General features: G+C 46.9%; 18 protein-coding genes. 8 read left to right on the top strand and 10 right to left on the bottom strand.

All coding sequences use genetic code 11. From position 1 onward, the window contains the following. Positions 1 to 43: 43 nt before the first annotated feature. The 4 genes from PVA46_RS04110 to PVA46_RS04095 form a co-directional block, all read right to left on the bottom strand. The gene (locus PVA46_RS04110; protein WP_167695491.1) at positions 44 to 1,261 is read right to left on the bottom strand and encodes an NAD(P)/FAD-dependent oxidoreductase; all 1,218 of its coding nucleotides are present in this window, start codon (positions 1,259 to 1,261) and stop codon (positions 44 to 46) included. A 28-nt stretch (positions 1,262 to 1,289) separates the two neighbouring features. Next, entirely contained in the window at positions 1,290 to 1,838 is a 549-nt protein-coding gene (locus PVA46_RS04105; protein ID WP_167695490.1) for a YeeE/YedE thiosulfate transporter family protein, read from the bottom strand. A gap of 86 nt (positions 1,839 to 1,924) precedes the next feature. Next, the gene (locus PVA46_RS04100; RefSeq protein WP_167695489.1) at positions 1,925 to 2,152 is read right to left on the bottom strand and encodes a sulfurtransferase TusA family protein; all 228 of its coding nucleotides are present in this window, start codon (positions 2,150 to 2,152) and stop codon (positions 1,925 to 1,927) included. 15 nt (positions 2,153 to 2,167) lie between these two features. Next, on the bottom strand, positions 2,168 to 2,860 hold the full coding sequence (locus PVA46_RS04095; RefSeq protein WP_167695488.1) for a YeeE/YedE thiosulfate transporter family protein: 693 nt from the start codon (positions 2,858 to 2,860) through the stop codon (positions 2,168 to 2,170). Between the two features lie 337 nt (positions 2,861 to 3,197). On the opposite strand from PVA46_RS04095, the gene PVA46_RS04090 reads away from it, so the two are divergent. From PVA46_RS04090 to PVA46_RS04060, 7 genes are all read left to right on the top strand, one after another. Then, on the top strand, positions 3,198 to 4,445 hold the full coding sequence (locus PVA46_RS04090) for a hypothetical protein (protein WP_167695487.1): 1,248 nt from the start codon (positions 3,198 to 3,200) through the stop codon (positions 4,443 to 4,445). 50 nt (positions 4,446 to 4,495) lie between these two features. Beyond that, on the top strand, positions 4,496 to 5,620 hold the full coding sequence (locus PVA46_RS04085; protein WP_167695486.1) for an ABC transporter ATP-binding protein: 1,125 nt from the start codon (positions 4,496 to 4,498) through the stop codon (positions 5,618 to 5,620). Continuing rightward, positions 5,620 to 6,600, top strand: a complete 981-nt coding sequence (locus PVA46_RS04080; protein WP_167695485.1) for a LacI family DNA-binding transcriptional regulator — start codon at positions 5,620 to 5,622, stop codon at positions 6,598 to 6,600. Before PVA46_RS04085 ends, PVA46_RS04080 begins: the two co-directional genes overlap by 1 nt. A 69-nt stretch (positions 6,601 to 6,669) precedes the next feature. After that, positions 6,670 to 8,823: a glycoside hydrolase family 3 N-terminal domain-containing protein gene (locus tag PVA46_RS04075; RefSeq protein ID WP_167695484.1), complete on the top strand. Its 2,154-nt coding sequence runs from the start codon at positions 6,670 to 6,672 to the stop codon at positions 8,821 to 8,823. A 58-nt stretch (positions 8,824 to 8,881) separates the two neighbouring features. Then, on the top strand, positions 8,882 to 11,023 hold the full coding sequence (locus PVA46_RS04070) for a glycoside hydrolase family 3 N-terminal domain-containing protein (protein ID WP_167695483.1): 2,142 nt from the start codon (positions 8,882 to 8,884) through the stop codon (positions 11,021 to 11,023). Between the two features lie 12 nt (positions 11,024 to 11,035). After that, complete coding sequence (locus PVA46_RS04065; protein WP_167695482.1) at positions 11,036 to 11,596, top strand: sugar O-acetyltransferase; 561 nt, start codon at positions 11,036 to 11,038, stop codon at positions 11,594 to 11,596. Positions 11,597 to 11,642: 46 nt separating this feature from the next. Further along, positions 11,643 to 12,947 carry a glucoamylase family protein gene (locus tag PVA46_RS04060; protein ID WP_167695481.1) on the top strand — a complete coding sequence of 435 codons (1,305 nt, stop codon included), beginning with the start codon at positions 11,643 to 11,645 and terminating at the stop codon, positions 12,945 to 12,947. A 42-nt stretch (positions 12,948 to 12,989) separates the two neighbouring features. Here the strand turns inward: PVA46_RS04060 and citF are convergent, their stop codons facing one another. From citF to msrA, 5 genes are read right to left on the bottom strand one after another with little or no spacing between them, the layout of a single operon-like run. Continuing rightward, on the bottom strand, positions 12,990 to 14,552 hold the full coding sequence (gene citF / locus PVA46_RS04055; protein WP_167695480.1) for a citrate lyase subunit alpha: 1,563 nt from the start codon (positions 14,550 to 14,552) through the stop codon (positions 12,990 to 12,992). After that, the gene (locus PVA46_RS04050; RefSeq protein WP_167695479.1) at positions 14,545 to 15,447 is read right to left on the bottom strand and encodes an HpcH/HpaI aldolase/citrate lyase family protein; all 903 of its coding nucleotides are present in this window, start codon (positions 15,445 to 15,447) and stop codon (positions 14,545 to 14,547) included. Before PVA46_RS04050 ends, citF begins: the two co-directional genes overlap by 8 nt. After that, positions 15,444 to 15,731 carry a citrate lyase subunit gamma gene (locus PVA46_RS04045; protein ID WP_167695478.1) on the bottom strand — a complete coding sequence of 96 codons (288 nt, stop codon included), beginning with the start codon at positions 15,729 to 15,731 and terminating at the stop codon, positions 15,444 to 15,446. Before PVA46_RS04045 ends, PVA46_RS04050 begins: the two co-directional genes overlap by 4 nt. 10 nt (positions 15,732 to 15,741) lie before the next feature. Further along, the gene (locus PVA46_RS04040) at positions 15,742 to 17,106 is read right to left on the bottom strand and encodes a 2-hydroxycarboxylate transporter family protein (protein WP_167695477.1); all 1,365 of its coding nucleotides are present in this window, start codon (positions 17,104 to 17,106) and stop codon (positions 15,742 to 15,744) included. A gap of 27 nt (positions 17,107 to 17,133) precedes the next feature. Beyond that, positions 17,134 to 17,628, bottom strand: a complete 495-nt coding sequence (gene msrA, locus PVA46_RS04035) for a peptide-methionine (S)-S-oxide reductase MsrA (RefSeq protein ID WP_167695476.1) — start codon at positions 17,626 to 17,628, stop codon at positions 17,134 to 17,136. Between the two features lie 140 nt (positions 17,629 to 17,768). Here msrA and PVA46_RS04030 point away from each other — a divergent pair, with 140 nt between their 5' ends. Continuing rightward, complete coding sequence (locus PVA46_RS04030) at positions 17,769 to 20,951, top strand: purple acid phosphatase family protein (RefSeq protein WP_167695475.1); 3,183 nt, start codon at positions 17,769 to 17,771, stop codon at positions 20,949 to 20,951. Here the strand turns inward: PVA46_RS04030 and PVA46_RS04025 are convergent, their stop codons facing one another. Next, positions 20,952 to 21,743: a MurR/RpiR family transcriptional regulator gene (locus PVA46_RS04025; protein WP_167695474.1), complete on the bottom strand. Its 792-nt coding sequence runs from the start codon at positions 21,741 to 21,743 to the stop codon at positions 20,952 to 20,954. Positions 21,744 to 21,768: the final 25 nt, after the last annotated feature.

Genomic DNA, 21,768 nt, shown 5'->3' with positions numbered 1-21,768 from the left:
AAAAGTGAAAAAAAAGGAGCCATAACTCGACTCCTTTTGCATCTTATTGAATGATATTCTCTAGTGTAGAGCTGGAGATATCTTGACTGAAATGCTTGATTTTATTCTCTTCTAAATAGTAGATTGCTGGGAGATCCTTTGCGCCTAAGCGTCGGGCTAAGCCATCCGATTTGTAGGTGTCTACGCAGGTTACACGGATGTTAGGTTGCTTGGCGCCAAATGCTTCCATCAGTTGTAAATACGATCGGCTGGTGGCATCAGCACCGTTGTAGAGATAGACCAATGATGGTTTACCATGGTTGAGGATCTGCTCTTCATAAACCTCCCCTTCTGCGAGATATTTTTCGCAAGAGTAGCCAGCGATTGCGCCATCCCCTACAGCCGTAGCCACTTGTTTGAGGAATTTTTCACAGACATCACCTGCTGCAAAGACCCCCGCAACATTGGTCTCCATGCGGTCATTTACCAAGATATTTCCACGGGGAGTGAGCGCAATTTTATCCTTAAATAGTTCAGTGTTAGGCAGATAGCCGATAAAGAGAAAGCAACTATCGACAGGCGTGGGAATGAGCTCTTGTGTCTTGGTGTTTTTCAGCACGACAGTCTCAAGGCGCTCCTTGCCCTCATAGGCATGGACGGTGCTATTCCAGATAAATTCCATTTTGGGATTACTCATCGCGGCAGCCTTGGCGATCTCGTTGCAATCCATAATGCCCTCATCGTGCATCACGCTAACGATAACTTTGGTAGCAAACTTGGTGAGGAAAATGCCCTCTTCAATGGCTGAATCCCCACTGCCCACCACCATGACCGTCTTGTCGGTATTGGCAGCCGCATCGCAGGTAGCACAAAAAGATATTCCCTTATCATATAAAAAGATATCTTCATTGAGCGCGCCCGTTAGGCGCGGTTTTCCACCCGTGGTTAGGATGACGGCTTTAGCGACAAAGCGATTACGGAAGGTCTCTACAATTTTTTCTTCGCCAGAGAAGTCAACCGATTGGACGGCTGTTCCTTTGAATTTAACCCCGAATTTTTTGGCTTGCCGATGGAAGAGATCCATCAACTCATGCCCATCGGTGCCATCGGGAAACCCTGGGTAATTTTCGATCTCGCTGGTGTAAGTAGCCAAGCCACCCATCAGCGATTTCTCAATTAAGAGCGTATTTAGCCTTGCTCGTCCACAGTAAATGCCGGCGGTAAGACCCGCCGCGCCACCACCAATGATGATCACATCATAATGTTCAACTTTTTTATCCATTTTTTATCAATCCTCTTTTAAACGTCTATTACATGAAGAATTTGGTGAGCAATTTGCTACCAATATAGGCGCCAACCAACATAAAAGCGGCGAAAACCCAGCCAGAGAGCGACCAAGATCCCAGTGCGGTAAAGAGCGCCCCAATATTACACCCGTTGGCAAGACGCGCGCCATAACCCATCATGAGACCACCAAGAATGGCAGCCACCACTTGACGAAGTGCCTTAATTTGCTTGAGTTTAAATTGAGAAGCAAGTAGGGTAGAGAGGAGTGCTCCAAACATGATGCCTAAGTTACGGATACTACCGCCGTCGTTGAGAAAGCCACCTTCTAGCGTCTTTTGACGTGAGGCAGAGGCAAAATATCCCCAATCCGAAACATCCCCACCCACCAGTTGAAACAACCATGCACCCCAGTTGGCAAATGCACCGGTAACACCCCAGCCACTTTTAAAAATGGCAAAGTGCGCAATCTGAAAGAGACTCAATAAGACGGCTCCAGCAACATAAGTAAGAGGCTCAGAGAGTAGCTTCTTGTAAAATTCATTCTTGGCAAGGTTCTTAAAAAAATTATTCATCGTGTAACGTACTCCTATCGTTAGGTTTTTGGAGGAAGGAGGATAATCCTTAAGATACCCTCCCTCTTTATTTGCGTTAAGAAGAACTATTTCGTCTTCTCAATGACGATGTCCCATTCGCCATCGTCCACATCGTCAATCTCGACGTTGTAGCCTTGGGTACGTGCCCATTCTGGCACATTTTTTACCGCACAGCTGTGGTCAATATGAACAATAAGCACATCGCCTACAGCCATACCTTCCATCTTTTTTTGCGTCTTGATAAGCGGCACAGGACAAGCCTCGCCCATACAGTCTAGTTCATGTTCTTGCATGATTCTCTCCTTTCGTTACTCTCTACTGCCTAACTTTTTTTCTTGCCACTTTACAGCAGCCATATATATCATCAAAATGATACCAAATTGAATCACCACCGCCCAGAACCAGCCTACCGCATGAGGTAGATAGATACGCGGGGCATTGACGTTGAATTTGTCCCAGAATGCGCCCATATCGTGTGCGCCCCAGAGCGAACCAACCACGAAGAAGAAGAGCGAAAGCATCTGCATAACAAAGCCTTCGCCCACACGCATGACGGTACCCGAAGCACAGCCACCGGCGATAACCATCCCAATGCCAAAGACAACGCCACCGACCATCATGGGAAGACCAATCGGGTTGACTCCTGCCATGTCTAACGCACCACCTGCACCAATCTTGATGCCTGCAAATCCAATCGATGTAATAGCGATAGCAACGAGAACCGCACGGGTAATAGAGGTACCCCCACTAATACATGGATCGCGAAAAGAGGCGGTAAAGCAGAATCGGGATCGTTGTAAAATGTAACCGAAAGCCAAGCCAAAGACCCAGTACGTGGCTAATTCAGAAGATTTTCCTTGAAAAAAGATCCCCAAAGCAATGAGTACACCCACGAGCAAAATACCAAAAGGAATCTGACTCTTTTTTGGTTTTTTTGGCGCGCGCGAACGCGAAATGCGAGAGGTTGGGGGAGCGCTTGTAGCTTCTTGGCTAGTAGACATAAATAAACTTCTCCTTGTCATTAAAGTTATTCAAACTTTAGCATTTTTTAGGAAAATAATCAATACTATTTGACGTATAATAAAATTAAGAATTTTACAAATTTTGTGATTATTTTATTTTATTTCTTATTTTTTATGAAAAATTATCCATAAAAGACAAAATAATTAAATATTTATATCAATAATTAATTTTCTAAAAGATTCAGTAATAACACTTATAATGTAGTTATTTTCAGGGAAAATTGTTATGGCTTTGAGTGTTCTTCTCTCTCTTCTCTTTTTTGAAGGACTTGTCTTATTATAGATTTTAAGCTATAATTTTTTTGGGAGCGAGAGAATGAGATTAAAGGTAAGGAATTTTTTTCGTTGGCGCTGGGTTTTTACGGTACTCTTCTGCTGGTGGGTTATTTTGCCAGCATTACGTTATGGCGTGGGTCGTTTGACGCATCGGGGTGCGCCGATAGAAGGCTATCTCCTCTCGATAGGCAGAGAGAGTATGTCCTTTCCCTTTGATTTGCGGATGTTCAACCTAGCCGAAGCCACGCAACAGGACTTCGAGATTAAGGGTAGGGAGAGGCTTAATCTAATTAGACATAAATTTGAGGAGCGTTATCTTTGGGATACGGCGTACCAGCGTTATCTTATGTATCAGCGTGGCGAAGAGCGGGTAGTTGTCGACTTAGAAGGTGGCGAGCAGGCGATCTTTGCGGTACCCGATACGCCGATGGTACAGTTGCTCTCGATGGAGCGCTGGCTCTTGGCAACGATGCGTGAGGGGGAGTTGCATCTCTTTATTTATGATGCACGCGAAGAGGTGGTGCTTGAGACCTTTACGTTGCCTTGGTTTGAGGAGACTCCACCAACGGTGGCTTCGCTGGCATTTTTTTATCAGGAGGATCTCCAACGGATCTTCATTCTGCATAAAAATCAACTTTATTTATACGATAGAACCACGCAAACATGGCAAGATTTTCCCTATCACCTTGTTGCTAAGCACCTGATGAAAGAGCATCAATTTAGCTTGAGTCAGGGTTATCTTGGGGTATACACGCAGGATAATGGGTTGGCATTCTTACACTTAGATACACGGAACATCCGCAATGTTTCGTTTGATATTGAGCAGAAAGATTTGGTGCAAGCGGTGTGGATTAATGAGGATTATTTTATTCTTATTTATGAAGATAAGAAAAAATTAGATCTTTTGACAGATACGTTACTAGCCGATTGGCATCGAATCTTTCGCATGGAACTCTATACCTTTACTGGCGAGAAGATCTTTATGCGCCGTGCCATGACATTAGGGCGCGCTGCTCCTAATAATAAATACTCTCACTATGTACCAGTTGTCTATCACCCCACAGCGTTAGCGAGCGATGTACTCATAGAAATTCATCACTCCAAAATTTATAAAAATCCTAAAAATCGCTCTTATCAATTATTTATAGAAGATGATCGATCCCTTTTCCCTTTCCTTGGCTTTGCTTTTATTCTATTACTGATTACGCTCCTCTTTTGGAATAACTACCTATACGATAAAAAGATGGCAAAGATTAAAAAAATGCTTGACAACGGCTCTCTTCCATGAAATAATAATAGTAAGAGAATCGTTTTTCTTAGAGGGAGAGGGTGAAAAAAATGGGTAGTATTAGATTTGAGCATATTTATAAAAAGTATCCCAATGGCGAGTTGCCGGCGGTAAAGGATTTCAATTTAGCGGTCAAAGATGGTGAATTTATCGTCTTTGTCGGGCCTTCGGGTTGTGGAAAGTCGACCACTCTGCGCATGCTGGCGGGGCTAGAAGAGATCACTTCGGGCGATCTCTACATCGACGATGTCCGCATTAACGATAAAGAACCCAAGGATCGTGATATCGCAATGGTCTTTCAAAGTTACGCGCTCTATCCTCACATGAATGTCTATGAAAATATGGCCTTCGCGCTCAAGTTACGCAAAGTTCCTAAGGATGAGATCGAAAAACGCGTACAAAATGCTGCCGAAATCCTCGCGCTCACGGAATATCTCAAGCGCAAGCCTAAGGATCTCTCGGGCGGTCAGCGACAACGTGTGGCGTTGGGGCGGGCGATGGTGCGCGATGCCAAGATCTTCTTAATGGACGAGCCGTTGAGTAATTTGGATGCCAAGCTGCGTGTCGCGATGCGATCGGAGTTGATCAAATTGCATGATCGTCTCAAGACGACCACTATTTATGTCACGCACGATCAGGTCGAAGCGATGACCATGGCCAATCGTATTGTCCTCATGAAGGACGGCGTGATTCAGCAGATCGGCACGCCTTGGGAGATTTATCACCGTCCGGCCAACACCTTTGTCGCAGGATTTATCGGCTCTCCGGCGATGAACATTCTCCCAGCAACTCTCCAAGCCGATGGCATGCAGGTGGGCGATCTCTCCATCTCTTTGGAGAGCGAGGTGATGAAGATCATCAAAGATGCCATGCCTAGCGAGACTTCCATGCAGTTGGGTATTCGTCCAGAAGATATCAAACTGACACTCAATGCTGATGCTAATCTCGATGATATCGTTACCTTTGAGGGAAAGATCGATTTTGTTGAACTCTTAGGTGCCGAGCAGATTGTTCACTTACAACTAGCTGGGCAAGAAATCCTCGTAAAAGTGGAGAGTGCCTGGCCCGTGACCGCTGGATCTCTCACTAAATTCTATGTAGATAAGCACTACTTGCACCTCTTTATGGCCAGCGACGGCAGTTCTATTATCCATCACATCACGATGCGAGATTAATGCAGATGAAAGAGAAGGCGTTAGTGGGCATCAAGGCAATTGCGCAAGAGGCGGGGGTTGCTATCTCGACCGTCTCTTGTGCGCTGAATAATACGGGCAACCTCTCCACGGCTACGCGCGAGCGTGTCTTGGCGATTGCGCGTCGGCACCACTATCAGCCTAGTTTTGTGGCGAAGAGCCTCAAGCGTCAGCAGACGGGAGTGATTGCGCTCTTACTTGCAAGCTTTGATGGCGAATTTTACAGCGATTTAATTATGGGTGTAGAGAGTAGTCTGCGTGAGGCGGGTTTGGAGCTAATGATCTGCCATGGATCGGGGGCGCAACGGGTGCTTAGTGAGGGGCTTTTTGATGGTCTTATTATTTTAGATGGGCAATTTTCCAATGAAATGATTTTGCGTTTAGTCGAGCGTGGCAAGAAGATTGTGGTGTTGGATCGCCCTTTTCCTCACGCTAGTGTTTCGCAAATATGCTTAAATAATGCGCAGGGCTGTGGGTTTGTCTGGCAAGATTTAATGAAACTCGAAACGGAACGTTTCATTTGCATTACAGGACCTTTGGGCAATTACGATGGTGATCAGCGACGGCTTGCTATAGAAAATTTGAGCAGAGAGCACGCGTTAGCTGTAGATTGGTATGAGGGGAATTTCTCTAAAGAGAGTGGATACCTTGTCGCAAAAGAGATCTTCGGCAAAGTTTCTTCTGGTCTCAAAGTGATCTTTGCCTTTAACGACAATATGGCGTTGGGCGTTTATGAATACATGCGCGAACAGAGCCTCTTTTTTGGGGAAGATGCCGTATTGATTGGGTTTGATGGTCTACAAATTAATCAATACCTCCAGCCCTCCTTGGCGAGCATTGGGTACGATCGACGCTTTTGGGGATATCAGGCAGGCAAGAGTCTTCTCGACCTGCTTGCGGGTAAAGAGTCCATCTCTTTAGAAATCGATACCTATTTGGTTTCGGGAGCATCATGGATTTAGTGTGTAAAATATAGATATATATCATGAAAAAATTGCTAAAAGAAAAACGTTTTTCTAGGAGATAAAGAGATGACACAAGCTGAAATTAAAGCGCTTTTTACGCAGATGACCTTGGCGGAGAAAATTGGGCAGTTGACGCAATTACCCGGACACTTTTACTCAAATGATGGCGAGATTACTGGGCCGATCGCCGAGTTAGGCATTAGCGAGGAGATTGTCCATCAGTGTGGTTCGACGTTGGGCATTTCTGGGGCAGCCGAGGTGATGCGCGTACAGAAAGAGTACTTGGCGAAGAGTCGCCTAAAAATTCCGTTACTCTTTATGGCAGATGTGGTGCACGGTTATCGCACAATTTTTCCGATTCCATTGGCGATGGGTGCATCGTGGAATCTGGAGTTGGCACAGGAGAGTGCGCGCGTGGCTGCTGCGGAGGCGGATGTTGCGGGCGTGCATGTTACCTTTGCTCCGATGGTCGACTTGGTGCGCGATCCCCGGTGGGGACGCGTGATGGAGAGTACGGGGGAGGATTCTTATCTTAATGAAATGTTTGCCCAAGCGATGGTGCGTGGGTTTCAAGGGGAGCATCTGGAGAGTGGTCGGGTGGCAGCGTGTGTCAAGCACTTTGCTGCTTATGGCGCAGCCGAGGCGGGGCGCGATTATAATACGGTTGATATGTCGCGTTTGATGTTGCGCAACCAATATCTTCCTGCGTACAAGGCAGCGATCGACGCGGGAGTTAAGTTGATTATGACCTCGTTTAACACGGTGGAGGGCGTGCCTGCCACGGTGAATCGTTGGTTACTGCGCGATCTTTTGCGCAAAGAGTGGCACTTTGAGGGCACGGTCATTTCAGATTACACTTCGTTGGCGGAGGTGGTTAACCATGGTCTGGCGAGCGATCTGAAAGATGTCGCAGAACTTGGGTTGAACGCGGGATTGGATATCGAGATGAGTTCGCCCAGTTATGTAAAATACTTGGCGCAGTTGGTGGATGCTGGCAAGGTGCGCTTGGCGGATATCGACGAGGCAGTGATGCGCGTGCTTACCTTAAAGAATGAGTTAGGGCTCTTTGAGAATCCTTATCGTGGAGCAAATGTTGAGCTGGAGAGCAAGCTTCATTTTAGCGCCGAACATCAAGCGGTGGCGTTGGCACAGGCGGAGGAATCGTTGGTGTTGCTAAAGAATGAGTCGAACATTTTGCCACTATCTAAAGAGAAAAAAGTCATTTTGATTGGTCCTAAAGCAACGGCGCGCGATCATATTGGCGCGTGGTGTTGGAAGGGCGATAAGCGCGAGACACCTACTATCGAGGAGGCGCTCTTACCTTACTTCCCTAATATGAAGACGGTAGAGGCTACAACGATGGATGAGGATATCGGTATTGCCGATGCGGTGGCACAAGCGAAGGATGTGGATGTGATTATCCTTGCGATTGGCGAGAAGCGATCGTTTAGTGGTGAGGCGCGATCGAAAGCAGATATCACATTGACAGATATGCAGTTAAGATTGATTACGGCACTCAAGCAATTAAACAAACCTATGATTGCGCTGGTGATGAATGGGCGCCCACTCGATCTGCATGGAGTGATAGAGCATGTCGATGCGCTGATGGTCTGTTGGCATGCTGGCACACAGGCGGCTAAGGCGATCGCCAAGACGCTGATGGGGATGAGTGTTCCATCGGGTAAATTGAGCATGACTTTTCCTCACAGCGTAGGGCAGATTCCCGTCTACTATAATGCACTGAATACGGGTAGACCGCTTAAGAATTTCGCGCCGGTGGTGGGCTACTCGGAGGATTACCTCTCGAAATATCTCGATATTCCCAATGCTCCACGCTATCCCTTTGGCTTTGGTTTGAGTTATACGACTTTTGCTTATAGCGATATCACGTTGAGTAAGGCAGCATTTAGCAAGGGAGAGTCAATTACCGCGAGCCTAACCGTTACCAATACGGGGAATTTTGCAGGTAAAGAGGTGGTACAACTCTACATCCGCGACTGTGTGGCGAGCGTATCGCGACCAGTCAAGGAGCTTAAAGGCTTTCAGAAGATCTTCTTAGCCGTGGGCGAGAGCAAGGAGCTTCACTTTACGATTAACGAAGAGATGCTTCGCTACTACCATGCCGACGAGAGTTTTTCCAGCGACGCAGGCGATTTTACGCTCTTTATTGGTACCTCCAGCGATGACGATGCGCGTAAGATTGATTTTTCTTTGGTATAAATCGCGTGAATAAGAAAGGGTGGGGAGAAATTTTTACTTATCACAAAGGAGTATAGTGATGACGCAAGAGGCATTAATTGATTTGTTGAAGCAGATGACGCTAGCAGAGAAAGTGGCGCAGATGTTGCAGTTACCGCCAAGTTTTTTCGATGAGAGTGGCGAGATTACTGGCCCAATGAACGAGCTTGGTATTGATCAAGCTACGGTGGAGAGCGCGGGATCGACATTAGGAATTATGGGGGCGAAACGCCTTAAACGTATTCAGCAGGAGTACTTGGCGAAGAGTCGCTTAAAAATTCCTTTGCTCTTTATGCATGATGTGATCCACGGTTTACGGACGGGGTTTCCCATTCCCTTGGCGATGGGTGCTTCATGGAACGTAGATTTAGCGCGCGAGTCGGCGCGGATCGCTGCCTATGAATCGGCGGTCTCGGGCATTCACTTAACCTTCTCCCCGATGGTTGATTTGGTGCGCGATGCACGTTGGGGACGCGTGATGGAGAGCACCGGGGAGGATGGCTATCTTAATAGTGCATTTGCCAAGGCATTTGTGGAGGGTTACCAGGGCAAGGCGTTAGAAAAATATCGTATTGCTGCCTGTGTTAAGCACTTTGCCGCTTATGGGGCAGCGGAGGCGGGGCGCGATTATAATACGGTCGATATGTCGAGGTGGATGTTGCGCGAGTATTATCTACCGGCGTATAAGGTGGCAATCGATGCGGGTGCAAAGATGGTGATGAGCGCTTTTAACACGATTGACGGCGTGCCTGCCACGGTGAACGATTGGTTAATGAAGGATTTACTGCGCGAGGAATGGGGTTTTGATGGCTTGTTGATTTCTGATTGGGGGGCGCTTTGGGAGGCGGTGGTACATGGCCAGTGTCAGGATAAGAAAGAGGCTGCTCATCGCGCGATAGAGGCAACATTAGATATCGAGATGTGTTCAAGTTGCTATCCCCAGCATCTTTCAACCTTAGTATCGGAAGGAAAAATTAAAGAAGAGCAGATCGATCATGCGGTGCTTCGTATTTTAACGTTAAAGAATGAGTTGGGACTCTTTGAAAATCCTTATCGCGATGCAGATGAGGCGTTAGAGTCGACGGTCTTGCTCTCTGCGGAACACCGTAAAGTCTCTTTAGAACAAGCGCAAGAGTCGATCGTGATGTTAAAGAATGATGCGGACATTTTGCCCCTTCAGGCAACGCAAAAGATCGCGCTAATTGGCCCTAAGGCAACCACGCACGATCTGGTTGGTGCATGGAATTGTGGTGTCTTGCCCGAGGAGGCAGTTACGATTGAGGCGGGCATGCGAGCGCTCTTTCCTCAGATAGAGGTGATGGATGCGGTAAGTTGGGCGGATGAGCTAGACCTTGCTGGCGCGGTGGCGATGGCTTCACGTGCCGATGTGGTGGTGTTGGCACTGGGCGAAGAGGCTAGCATGAGCGGTGAGGCGAAGAGTCGCACGGTAATTGGTCTCTCCGATACGCAACTGAAGCTGATTACTGCGGTAAAGGCGACGGGTACGCCGATTGTCGCATTGATAAGTACGGGGCGCCCGCTCGATTTAAGTGCGATTGTGGAGGATGTTGATGCGATCCTGATTACGTGGTTCTTGGGTAGTGAGGCAGGTAACGCTATCGCGCGTACGCTTATTGGGCAGAATAATCCATCGGGAAAACTACCCATGAGCTTTCCGCGCAGTGTCGGGCAACTTCCGCTCTACTATAATGCGTTCAAAACGGGGCGACCTTCGGAGGATCAATTTGAAATTTATCGCTCCAACTACATCGACGAACGCATCTCGGCGCTCTATCCCTTTGGTTACGGCATTGGTTACAGTCCGTTCCACTACAGCGATATCACCTTAAGCAGTAATACTTTAGATAAGAATAGATCGATTACAGCACGTGTAACGGTTACGAATCAAGGAGAGCATCGTGGTAAGGAGGTGGTTCAGCTCTATCTTACCGATCTCTTTGGTCGCGTCGTACGTCCGATGAAGGAGTTGAAGGGATTTGTCAAGATTGAGCTAGAGGCTGGGATGAGTCAAGAGCTGAATTTTGAGATTAGCGAAGCGATGTTGCGTTTTTATGATAATCGCGGTCATTATGCCAGCGAGTCGGGCGACTTTACGCTCTTTATTGGTGCTTCTAGCGCCGATGATGCGCGTAAGGTTAATTTTTCTTTGGTTGAGGAGTAAAAGGAGGACAAAATGAAGAGTCAATGGCAGAAGATTGCCGATGGCGAGCTGTACGACCCTAACGATCCTGCATTGATCGAGGGGCGGGCGCAATGTAAGGCGAAGTTGCATCAATTAAACCATCAATCGCCAGAGTTACCGCAGTTACCGATTTTAGAAACGCTTCTTGCCAAGGCAGATGCGAAGACCTATCTGGTTGCGCCCTTTTATTGTGATTATGGGCATAATATTCGGGTGGGGAGCAACTTTTTTGCCAATAGTGGCTGTGTCATGCTGGATGGTGCGCCGATTACGATTGGCGACAATGTGATGATCGCACCTAATGTGGGGCTTCACACCGCGACGCATCCCCTCGATGCCAAGACGCGTATGAGTGGGCTAGAGTATGCTTTTCCTATCACCATCGAAGATAATGTCTGGATTGGTGCCGGGAGTGTGATTTTACCGGGGGTTACCTTAGGGAAGAATTGCGTGGTGGGTGCAGGCAGTGTGGTTACAAAGTCGGTACCGGCGAACATGCTGGTGGTGGGTAATCCTGCACGTGTTGTGCGAGAGATTGATAATAATAACTAAATATTTAAATGGTTATTTTATTTTGATATTTATCAAGGAGAAGGTGATGAAAAAATTGTGGATATTCGGGCTAGGCGTTGCCCTGTTTGTAAGCTGTGGTGCGAAGGATGATTCTCATTCTAGCAGTGAGGATCTCTTAATAAGTGATCGGGTGAGTACGCTTCATCCTTTATTACGCGAGGAGAAGCGAGGAAATTTTCGCTATTTTGAGGATTTTACCAATTGGGACGAGAGTAGTGCAGGCTATGGATTGGTGTTAGATCGGGCGAAGGCGAAGGGTGGTGATGAAATTATCGCCAGTATTGCCACGACAGGGCTGGGTTTGACGGCGCTGGTGGTGGGTGCCGATGCAGGGTATATCGCTTTTGATGAGGCCAAGGATAAGGCAGAGAAGATCATCCGTAGTGTCATGGTGATGCCTCGCGTGGAGGGGTGGTACTTTCACTTTGTCCATATTGATACGGGTGAGCGCGAGTGGAATTCGGAGATTTCTAATATTGATACCTCCTTTTTGGTGGCGGGCGCGTTGATTGCTGGGGAGTATTTTGGTGGAGCGGTGGCCGACTTGGCGCAAGAGCTTTATGGGCAAGTCAATTGGGATTGGTTTATTAACAAAGAGCGCGATATGTTCTACATGGCCTATAGTCCCGAGAGTGGTTTTATGGGTGCGTGGGATTTTTATGCTGAACAGTTGATTCTCTATGTTTTGGGCGTGGCCAGTCCTACGCATCCTATCGACCCGATTGTGTACACGACCTTTATCCGCAACGAGCGCGCTTATGGGGAGAATGAACCGTTTATTCACTCTTGGTTTGGTTCCCACTTTACGCATCAGTTTAGCCATGCGTATGTCGATTTTAGAAATAAGCGCGACGCCGATGGGGTGGATTGGTTTGAGAATTCGGTCTTGGCGACAAAAACTACCATTGCGTATAGTCGCGATAATGCGCATTTGTACAAGGGCTGGGATATCGGCTTTGGGCAGAGCGCTGGCGACATTGAGGGTGGCTATAGCGGTTTGATGGGGTTTCCTCCCACGGGCTTTGACGATACTGCTCATCAGAATGATGGCACCTTACCAACAGGCGCGGTGGTGGCATCGATTGTCTTTGATGATGAGGCAACATTCAAGGCGATGAGCTATTATGCGACGATAGCGAGGTTGAATAGTCCCTATGGATTACGATCGAGCTTTAATGCCACGACGGGTTGGGTATCGCCTTATAGCTTGGGCTTGGATTTGGGGTTTAATCTGATGATGATTGCCAATTATGAGAATAACCTGATTTGGGACTTAACCAATCGCATTCCGGCTTTTCAAGAGGGATTACGCAAGTTATCTATTAAGTAAAGAGGAAAAAAGGAGGCTCAAAGGCGAGCCTCTTTATTTGGATTAGGATTTAAGTTGATAGATGAGATCGAGCACAGAACCGTCGCGATATTCCACGATGCCCACGATGCGATCAGAGAATTGCGGACGATCGGGCTTACCGGTTAGCTGTTCAATTTCGGCTTTAAGTTGATGGATCTCTTTAAGGGCAATGCCTGCTTCCAAAAATTTCTCTTTGAGATCTTGGCGGCGCGGATTTACTGCCACCCCACGATCGGTAACGACCACGTCAACGCTCTCCCCCGGAGTACAGATTGTGGTAACCGACTCGACGATAATCGGGATACGCTTACGAATGCTCGGAGCAATGGCGACGGTCATTTTTGCACCAGCAGCGGTATCGGGAGCCCCACCAAGTGCGCCCATAATATAGCCTAGGCTATCGGTGAGTGAGTTAATGTTAAAATTAACGTCAATCTCCGTTGCCCCCAACATCATCATATCTAATTGGTGCGCAACACATCCTTTATTATGGGGATTGGCGTACATACTGGCACTCATTTCCAAGTGATTTGCTGGGTTTTTTGCTAGGGATCGCGCTGCCACTGCATCGAAACTTTGCGTGTCTAACAGGGTTTTAAAGAGTCCCGCTTCCAGCGCATCTACTAGCTGACTGGTAATTCCGCCACTAGCAAAACTTCCAGTAATGCCATGTTCTTTCATATACTCTCCAAGATAGGAGAGCACGGCTAAGGACGCCCCACCAGCGCCCGCCTGAAACGAGAAACCCTCTTTGACTAAGCCACTGGCAATCAATACCTCTGTAACTCTTCTTGCTAAAACAAGATCGTTGGGATTTTTAGTCATAGCTGTTGCGCCTGTTGCGATGAGGTTTGGATCGCCAATGGCATCAACAACGACGACATAGTCGACTAAGGTTTGGTTAATCGAGATAAATCCTGAGAGGGGATAGGGAACTAAATTATCTGTGATAGCGATAACTGTTTTCGCATAGTGCGCATCTGCTACGGGATAACCCATCGCACCGAAGGCATTTTTGCCAAATCGCCCGCTCATGTTGCCCATTTCGTCACAAATGGGGGCGCTAATAAAGGCGACATCGATATTGCTTTGCCCATATTCAATGGCTCTGGCACGCCCCCCGTGGGTACGAAAGATGATCGGGTTTGACAAAAAGCCATGTTTACTGACCTCTTTGCCTATCATCCCTCGGATACCAGAGGTCTCTAGCGCGCTAATCGTACCATCTTTAAAGTAGGTAAGGAGCGTTTCATTTTTGTCGGTAAAGAAACTAGAGACAGCAAGACGTAAGTTTTTAATGCCCAGCTTGGCGATTTCTTGCATGACAAGGGCAGGCACGAAGTCGCCACCACGTAGATGATGATGAAAGCTAATGGTCATGCCATCTTGCAGGTTACTACTTTGAATCGCCTCTTGAATGCTTGCGCGAAGCTTACTTATGCCCGGACGAAAGATCGACTTTGCAGGCATCGTTCTGGTGAGCGCTGGTGCGTCGCTAAAGAGCGTAGTGTAGGGAGTTACACGACCATAACCAGAAATTTCAGTGGGTAAGATGCGCCCACAGGCGTTTGTCAATTTATTCATGGCTAGTCTCCTTCATTTCGATGCCTGCTAAGGTGAGGATACGCATTGCTTTAGCAATGACGGGAATATCAATCATTTGCCCATCTAAACTCAATACACCTCCAGAGATGACATCATGTTGGTTGGCAATATGCATGATGCGTTTGGCCTCTTCAATGTCTTTCGTGCTGGGTGTCCAGACCTGATGGAGGAGGTAAATTTGATTAGGATGAAGGCAACTCTTCCCTGTGAAACCTAGAGCAAAGGCATCGTTAGCTTCGGCAAGAAAGCCCGCGTCATCGTCGAGCTTGGTGTAGCTGGTGTCGATGCACTCTATATTGAAGGTACTGGCAAGCAAAACCATCTGGGCGCGAGCGTGAGCCAAGGCGATGTCGCTACGAGAGACGCCAAGTGTTCGCACAAAATCTTCGGCGCCTAAAGTTATGCCCATGATGCGTGGCGATGCCTGAATGATCTCGGTTGCCATCACGATGGCCTTTGGGGTCTCGAAGGTAGCGAGAATTTCTACAGAGCCGATGGGGCGTTGATATTTCTCTTCTAAACGGGACAATTGTTGATCGATGTAGAGGATATCTTGGGCGCATTCGATCATGGGTGGCCGTAAATATTGTACTCCACTTTTGACGACGACTTCAAGATCATCGAGAAAAAATGGCGTGTGGATGGCATTGGTGCGGATAAAAATCGAGAGATGAGAAAAATCTAACTCGCTGAGCGCAAAGTAAAGGAGATCGCGCGCTTGTGCTTTTTGGTGAAGGGGCACGCTATCTTCGAGATCAAAAATAAGAGCATCTGCACCCAGCTGAGGCGCGGTGTAGAACATTTTGGCTTTATTAGCTGGACAAAAGAGAAAACTTCGACGCAGAGGCTTCTTTTTACTTAGGTATTTACTCATGAGATAACTCCTCTTGCTTGGTCTACGGCACTCTTGACTCGTGCCCGAATCATAAAGTCTAAGGCGCCAAAATCCTGCGCTTTGACCATCGCATGTTCTACTTGCATAGCGCTTAGTTGCTCCAAAATCGCCTGCCTAATGTGTCTACCAAAGAGCGTAGCAAATTGGGCTTCTAGCGTGAGCTGAATGCCTCCAATGTTGGTGAGTTCCACTTCGATATAAATATCACTAGCCTTTTTATTTTCGTTGATATCGGAAAAACCAGCTTGTCCAAGTTGTTGCATGTTTGCGCTCCTAGGATTGTAAATTCATAAAGATAGAGGCGAGAATCAGTACGATGCCACCCCCTAAACGGCTAGAAATTTGCGCAAAACTCATTAATGACATGCGTTTTGCCGCCCCTAATACTGCTAGGTCGCCAGAACCGCCACGGTTTGCCATACATAATCCTGCCGAAATTGCACTCTCCACAAAGTAGAATTTAAAGATCATTCCGCCTAGTCCTGCGCCTAATACCGCGCCAGTTACCACGAAGAGTGAAATAACGAGTGTTCCTACATTAAGTACGGAGAGCAGGTGCCCAATATCGGTGTCTGCCAATCCTACGGCAACCATCAAGAGTAAAAGGAAACGACCAGAAACAAAGTCTTGTAGACGTTTGGTGGCATTGCGTAATTCGACATTAATGAGACCAAAGCCGTTGGCAAGGGCAACAAAGAGGACGGTGTAGGCTAGGTTATGGATTTTGAAACCCATGATATCGGGTAGAATTTTTCGGCTAAAGAGTAATCCTAAAATATAAAAGGAGAGTGCAAGCAGTAAGCCTGCTCCCAGTTGCGCAAGCGTGGGAATACTCTTTTCGTCTTTTTTTGTGCTAGCGGTTTCGGTTTGATTGGATTTGAGCAGTTCGCCGTTACCCGTTAGGCTGGGGAATTTATTACCAACTTGATGCAGCAGCGCCCCAAAAATAATCGCAAAAATATTGGCGATAGTAAGGATTGCGATCGCTTGACTATAATACTCAGACTGTTTGGCTTGGGTAAATGAAAGTAACTCTGGTGAGTTGGCTAAGATTGTACCGGCTTTAATGGCTTTGTCGCCTTGAATTTCGGCGTAAATTTGACTCAAGGGAATCGCGCCCGCACCATTGCCACCGCCCATAATTGGTAAGACATATTGTGCGACGATCTCGCTGGGGCTAAATCCAAAGAGCATACCTATGAGCGAACCCAAGATAACCGCGCCAACAAGACCTAAGAGAATTGTGGGGATATAGCCAGCAATAGCTTTGAGGAGGATGGAGCGATTAACGGCTAAAATACTACCAGTAATCAAAACCGCAATAAAAAAATTGAGAAAATCAACTTCATCGAGATAGTGTTCGGCAATTTCTTTACTCCCTGCTGGCATGAGGTTGTAATAAAGAAGAATCGCTGATCCTAGAAAAGCTAAAACTGCTCCGCCACCAATCCAGGTGTTCCAGATGGGGATACGCTCGCCAATTTCGCCCAAAATAATACCAACAACTAACAAGAATGCCGTACCGCCAATTAATCCCATGGGTAGGATTCCACTATACGCACTACCTAAGACGATGGCTGCGATGACTAAAAAGTATGGCGCGGGCATGCCATAAATTGAGAATGGTTTTTTTTCCATAGCTTCCTCTTTTTGCTAAAATTTTATTTAGGATAATTTATCAAAAATATTTCGATGAATGTGGCAATAAGGAGAGGCGTGGTGTTTGGCGTAGTACTTTTGATGGTATTCCTCGGCGCGATAAAAAGGCATAGCGGGTGAGAGCTGGGTGGCGACGTGGTATTTATGCTTTTTTAGGAGATTGATGATAGCTTGGGCGGTAGCGTGTTCGGTCTCATTTTGGTAGAAGATGACACTTTTATACTGCTCGCCGATGTCAGGACCTTGTCCATCTTCTTGGCTAAAGTCATGAATTTCAAAGAAATACTTGAGGATAGCTTCATACGAAATTTGGTCTGCATTATAAGTAACCTTGAGGGTCTCTTTGTGGGCGGTGGTGCCATATTTTACAATATCATAGTGAGCTTGTTCTTCGTTGTCGCCCATGTAGCCGACTTCGGTTTGCATGACTCCTGCTAGTTGATCGAAGAGCGCCTGCGAGCCCCAAAAGCATCCGCAAGCTAGATATGCTTGTTGTTCCATACTTCACATTATAAAATATCCCAAAGAAAATGTAAAGAGAAATTTAGTTAATATTTAGAAGAATAATTAAATTTAATAAAAATGATTGACAGATAGAAAGTATCATGATAAAATAAAATAGAGTAAAGGGGAGTAATGCAATGCGATGGATGCGTATGTTGGGGAGTCTTTTATTGGTGTTGAGTGTTGTTTCTTGTAGTAAATCTACGAGTAAAAGTTATCTGGCAACGGTTGATATTTTTGGCGCGAGTGATGCCACTAAATTAGAACGGCTTGACGGTGAAGCGCTAATCTATGATGTCGATCGGAGTGATCCACACTTTTATCGCTTTTTAGTAACGGCATCGGGCGATAAGCAGACGCTTCGTGTGGTGGATGAGCAAATTACCTCGATTGGCGCATTTAAAGAGGCGAAAACCTTTGTTATCACTCCCCAGTACCATCATGTCTATTTACAAAAGGCGATGCCTGCCACGCATTATCTCTACCCTAACGCGGAGACGGGAACGCTTGCTTTTGTCGCGGTTAAGGCGACAGGAACGGGGATTAATTTTTTCTATTCTAATGAAATAGACGATGTCGAAATTCCCTTTGGCAACGCGATTGCCGATGTGCCCTTAGGCGCGCTTCTTACCCCTGATGGCGTGAGTGGCGAAGGCATGTATGAAATTCATTTGCGTTCTAACGATCCAGCTTGGGGCGAGGTTAGCTTTGCCGCGCGTCATGACATGGGCGATGGTTTTTATAACGAAGGACGATCGCATACCTGGGCAACGATGTTTATGGAAGATAGCGATCTTGCGGGGGATACAGCGGTACGTTCGCCAAAACTTGCGCGTTACTCGATGCCTGCCATGCCTGCACCTGTCGATTTGGGCGATGGCGCGTATCTTTATACGGTCGATCTCTTTAATTACAATGAAGATAATTTGCCCATGTTGTATGATGCTTCCAAGAAAAAGCGTGCACCTTTGGTTGTTCAGCGATCGATTAACCGCACCAACGGGAATTATCGCATGCAGTTGCGTAGCGACAATCCTGCACTATCCCTCGTGATGTACGAAGGCAAGAGTCCAGCGCAGGTGGGTGCGTTTGGCGATGGCAGCTTTGTCCTTACGCCCGATTACGCACATGTCTACTTTGTGGGTGCTATCGCCAACGACTTTATCAGCTCCACGATTAATCCTATCAATCCACGTATCACTTATTATATGTCGGCAACCGATGATGGGCGGGTGAAACTTTCGGCGATAAAAGATAATCCTCTACCCATAACGCTCTTCTACACTAGCCCCAGCACGCAAGTCGATTTTGCTATTACGGAAGATAACGGCATAGCCAGCGAGATGGGGCTTATGCAGGCTTCTGCATTGCTCCCGAAGGGCGCATCGGCGAAGGGCAAGCACCTCGTATCGATCACTACGCATGCGATTATCGCCCCTGCTAGCGATATCTATTTTAAAGCACGCACAGAAATTAACGAGAGAGATAGCGACCCAACTACACTCTTTGGTATCGAGGCGCATGATGATATAACTGTTGCGCTCAAGCATGCGAGCTTTTATATGCCTCCATATGGCAAGGCGATGGTGGATCGTTCGACCTTGTGGCACTATACCCCTGCTATCCGTGAGCATGAAGGGCAAGTTGGGCATGGTGCATTTGGGTCGGCAAAGCAAGGCAACGCGCGCCTATGGCAGAGTGTGCAGACCACGTTTAATGGTGAGTACACACGGCATCTCTTGCGTTATGATTTTTCCCTCAACGATGCTGAACGTTACCAGTCCGCCTACGTTGATTTACACCACCGTGGCGCTATCCGTATCTATCTTAATGGTGTAGATCTTACGGAATATCAAAATACGGTACAGCATGGGGTTAGCCGCCCATTCAATGAGATGAGCCAGACGACGCGTTTTATCAACTTGCCCAGTGATTTGCTTAAAAATGGCGAGAATAGTTTAACCCTTGAGCTACAGGCGCTCCCCAATGATGATATTCTTTATCTCGATGTGAAGAATTTTACGCTCTTTAATGTTCCTTACGCGCTGGAGCCAACGGTGATGCTCAACCTAAATATCCATCTGGGTGTTGATGCTTCCCAGCGTGGGTTCGCTTGGTCTAGCAGTAGCCCTAGCGCAGGCGTTCTCACCTATTGGCAGGAGGGGCAAGCGCCGATGAGCGTGCCTGCAACGCGTAAACCGATGGAGCGTTTACATGGATTTTTTACGAACCATGTTACATTGACCAATCTCGAAACGGGGGCGACCTACTACTATCAGATAGCGCATGATAACGGTAAGTCTGAAGCGTTGGTTAGTGATATTTACTCCTTTAAAACCGACGCGATGTTAGATAGCTTTGCGTTTGTCTCGGTTACAGACGCGCAGCTGGGCAAGAATGGTATGGTCGAACCTGTAGCGATTGCTTGGCATCGCACGCTGGATCATATCTTAACTAAATGGCCTGAGGCAAGTTTTCTGTTGAGTTCTGGTGATCAAATTGAGCACCCTGATCATCAAAATCAGTATAACCTCTTTTTTACCCATCCGCTGATGACTAAGATACCGATAAGTGTTACCTCGGGTAGCCACGATAAGCACGCGATCTATTTAGAACATTTTAATCTACCTGGAACTCTCACCCCGATTGGCGGTTCGCCCACGGGGGGAAATTACGCCTTTACCTATGGCAAGGTGCTCTTCATGTCGTTAGACACCACTGATCGTACGCCTGCCGATACGTCTAAGCATATTCAGTTTATGCAAGATAGCATCGAGAAATACAAGCGCGAAAATAATGGCGAAGAACCACTATGGAAGATTCTTAACTTTCACTATCTGCCTTATGCTACCACCCGTTATGCCATTCACCCTGTGTTACGAGCGCTACGTGCGGATTTATCACCTGCCCTCTCGGTGCTAGATATTGATGTGGTCTTTAACGGACACGATCATGCCTATGGTCGCACCTTGATGTTGGAAGGAGGCTACAACGCCAACGGGGGTACGCTGGAGGACGGTACGGTTGGCGCAAAACCGATTTGGGAGGGATATATTGCCAATGGAAAGAATCTCTTTGCCGAATTTACCAAGCGACGCGGACAATTTTTCCATCACACAGGGAATGCTGCCTCGTTGGGCTTTAATCCGCTCTACCCCACCGACTACCCCTATCACGCCTACACCGAGCAGAATAATCGGCCATCGGTAACACTGGTGGAGGTAACGCCAGATGCGATCACCTTGCGCGCTTATTATAGCGATGTACCGATTAGCGAAGCCTCAATGTTTGATTCCTTTATTCTCCGTAAAGCACGTTGATTAGCATAAATTTTGGATAATATCGGCAAGATAGAAGAGTTTTAGCTGAAAAGCGCTATAGGAATTTTGGTCGCGATAAGGATTACGGTCGTAGATAGGCAGTACGAGTGTCGCTTCTTGTGCGTAGGTTCCTTTGGGGTTGCCTGTGATAACGACTAAGGGAATCTTAAAGGACTGCGCCTCTTCTAGCTTTTTTTTGATGCTAGGGGTGGTCGCTGAGCGCGAAATAACGATGATGAGATCGCACTTTTTGAGGAGTGTCCAATAAATTTCGCTAGGAAGGTTCATGCTAACCGATTGAATGTTGACCCCTTGAATTTGTAGAGAATAGGCTAGATAGTCGGAGGCAAATTGTGAGAAGCCCACCGATAAAATGATGGTAAACTGGCTCTCTTTAAGCATGGTTAGAAAGGTTGTTAAGGGAGCATTTTTGAGATCTTTAACGAAGTGATCGAGGTTGGTTTTGGTAATACTTTGAATACGTGTAATCTCTTCTGTTATGGGATTTCGGTGCGTAGATTTAGGTAGCACACTCTCTTTAACCTCTTGATAAAAGAGCTCTAATGCAAGTTGCATCTCTTTGTAGCTATGGAGATTGAGTTTGGTGATGAGTCTTGAGATGGAGGCGATGGAGACCGTTGCGTGGTTGGTGAGTTCTTTCATTGTCCAGTGGACGGAGGTGGGAAGATGGGTGAAAAACGCCCGCAAAATTTCCTCTTCGCTGAAACTTAATTGCAGGCGTTTTTCTTGCTCTAGGCGCTCTAAAAGTAGATGTAGAAGATCCTCAGACATTATCTTACCTATCGACACTTTTCGC

Origin of the sequence: Entomospira culicis, assembly GCF_028748145.1 — a bacterium.
Classification (GTDB): Bacteria; Spirochaetota; Spirochaetia; order WRBN01; family WRBN01; genus Entomospira; species Entomospira culicis.
Note: the sequence above shows the minus strand (reverse complement) of the source record. Positions and strands in the feature narration are given on the sequence as shown.

Bases quoted from the DNA above. Each gene is read 5' to 3' on its own strand.
- PVA46_RS04110 (WP_167695491.1), bottom strand. From the start codon at position 1,261: ATGGATAAAAAAGTTGAACATTATGATGTGATCATCATTGGTGGTGGC.
- PVA46_RS04105 (WP_167695490.1), bottom strand. From the start codon at position 1,838: ATGAATAATTTTTTTAAGAACCTTGCCAAGAATGAATTTTACAAGAAG.
- PVA46_RS04100 (WP_167695489.1), bottom strand. From the start codon at position 2,152: ATGCAAGAACATGAACTAGACTGTATGGGCGAGGCTTGTCCTGTGCCG.
- PVA46_RS04095 (WP_167695488.1), bottom strand. From the start codon at position 2,860: ATGTCTACTAGCCAAGAAGCTACAAGCGCTCCCCCAACCTCTCGCATT.
- PVA46_RS04090 (WP_167695487.1), top strand. From the start codon at position 3,198: ATGAGATTAAAGGTAAGGAATTTTTTTCGTTGGCGCTGGGTTTTTACG.
- PVA46_RS04085 (WP_167695486.1), top strand. From the start codon at position 4,496: ATGGGTAGTATTAGATTTGAGCATATTTATAAAAAGTATCCCAATGGC.
- PVA46_RS04080 (WP_167695485.1), top strand. From the start codon at position 5,620: ATGCAGATGAAAGAGAAGGCGTTAGTGGGCATCAAGGCAATTGCGCAA.
- PVA46_RS04075 (WP_167695484.1), top strand. From the start codon at position 6,670: ATGACACAAGCTGAAATTAAAGCGCTTTTTACGCAGATGACCTTGGCG.
- PVA46_RS04070 (WP_167695483.1), top strand. From the start codon at position 8,882: ATGACGCAAGAGGCATTAATTGATTTGTTGAAGCAGATGACGCTAGCA.
- PVA46_RS04065 (WP_167695482.1), top strand. From the start codon at position 11,036: ATGAAGAGTCAATGGCAGAAGATTGCCGATGGCGAGCTGTACGACCCT.
- PVA46_RS04060 (WP_167695481.1), top strand. From the start codon at position 11,643: ATGAAAAAATTGTGGATATTCGGGCTAGGCGTTGCCCTGTTTGTAAGC.
- citF (WP_167695480.1), bottom strand. From the start codon at position 14,552: ATGAATAAATTGACAAACGCCTGTGGGCGCATCTTACCCACTGAAATT.
- PVA46_RS04050 (WP_167695479.1), bottom strand. From the start codon at position 15,447: ATGAGTAAATACCTAAGTAAAAAGAAGCCTCTGCGTCGAAGTTTTCTC.
- PVA46_RS04045 (WP_167695478.1), bottom strand. From the start codon at position 15,731: ATGCAACAACTTGGACAAGCTGGTTTTTCCGATATCAACGAAAATAAA.
- PVA46_RS04040 (WP_167695477.1), bottom strand. From the start codon at position 17,106: ATGGAAAAAAAACCATTCTCAATTTATGGCATGCCCGCGCCATACTTT.
- msrA (WP_167695476.1), bottom strand. From the start codon at position 17,628: ATGGAACAACAAGCATATCTAGCTTGCGGATGCTTTTGGGGCTCGCAG.
- PVA46_RS04030 (WP_167695475.1), top strand. From the start codon at position 17,769: ATGCGATGGATGCGTATGTTGGGGAGTCTTTTATTGGTGTTGAGTGTT.
- PVA46_RS04025 (WP_167695474.1), bottom strand. From the start codon at position 21,743: ATGTCTGAGGATCTTCTACATCTACTTTTAGAGCGCCTAGAGCAAGAA.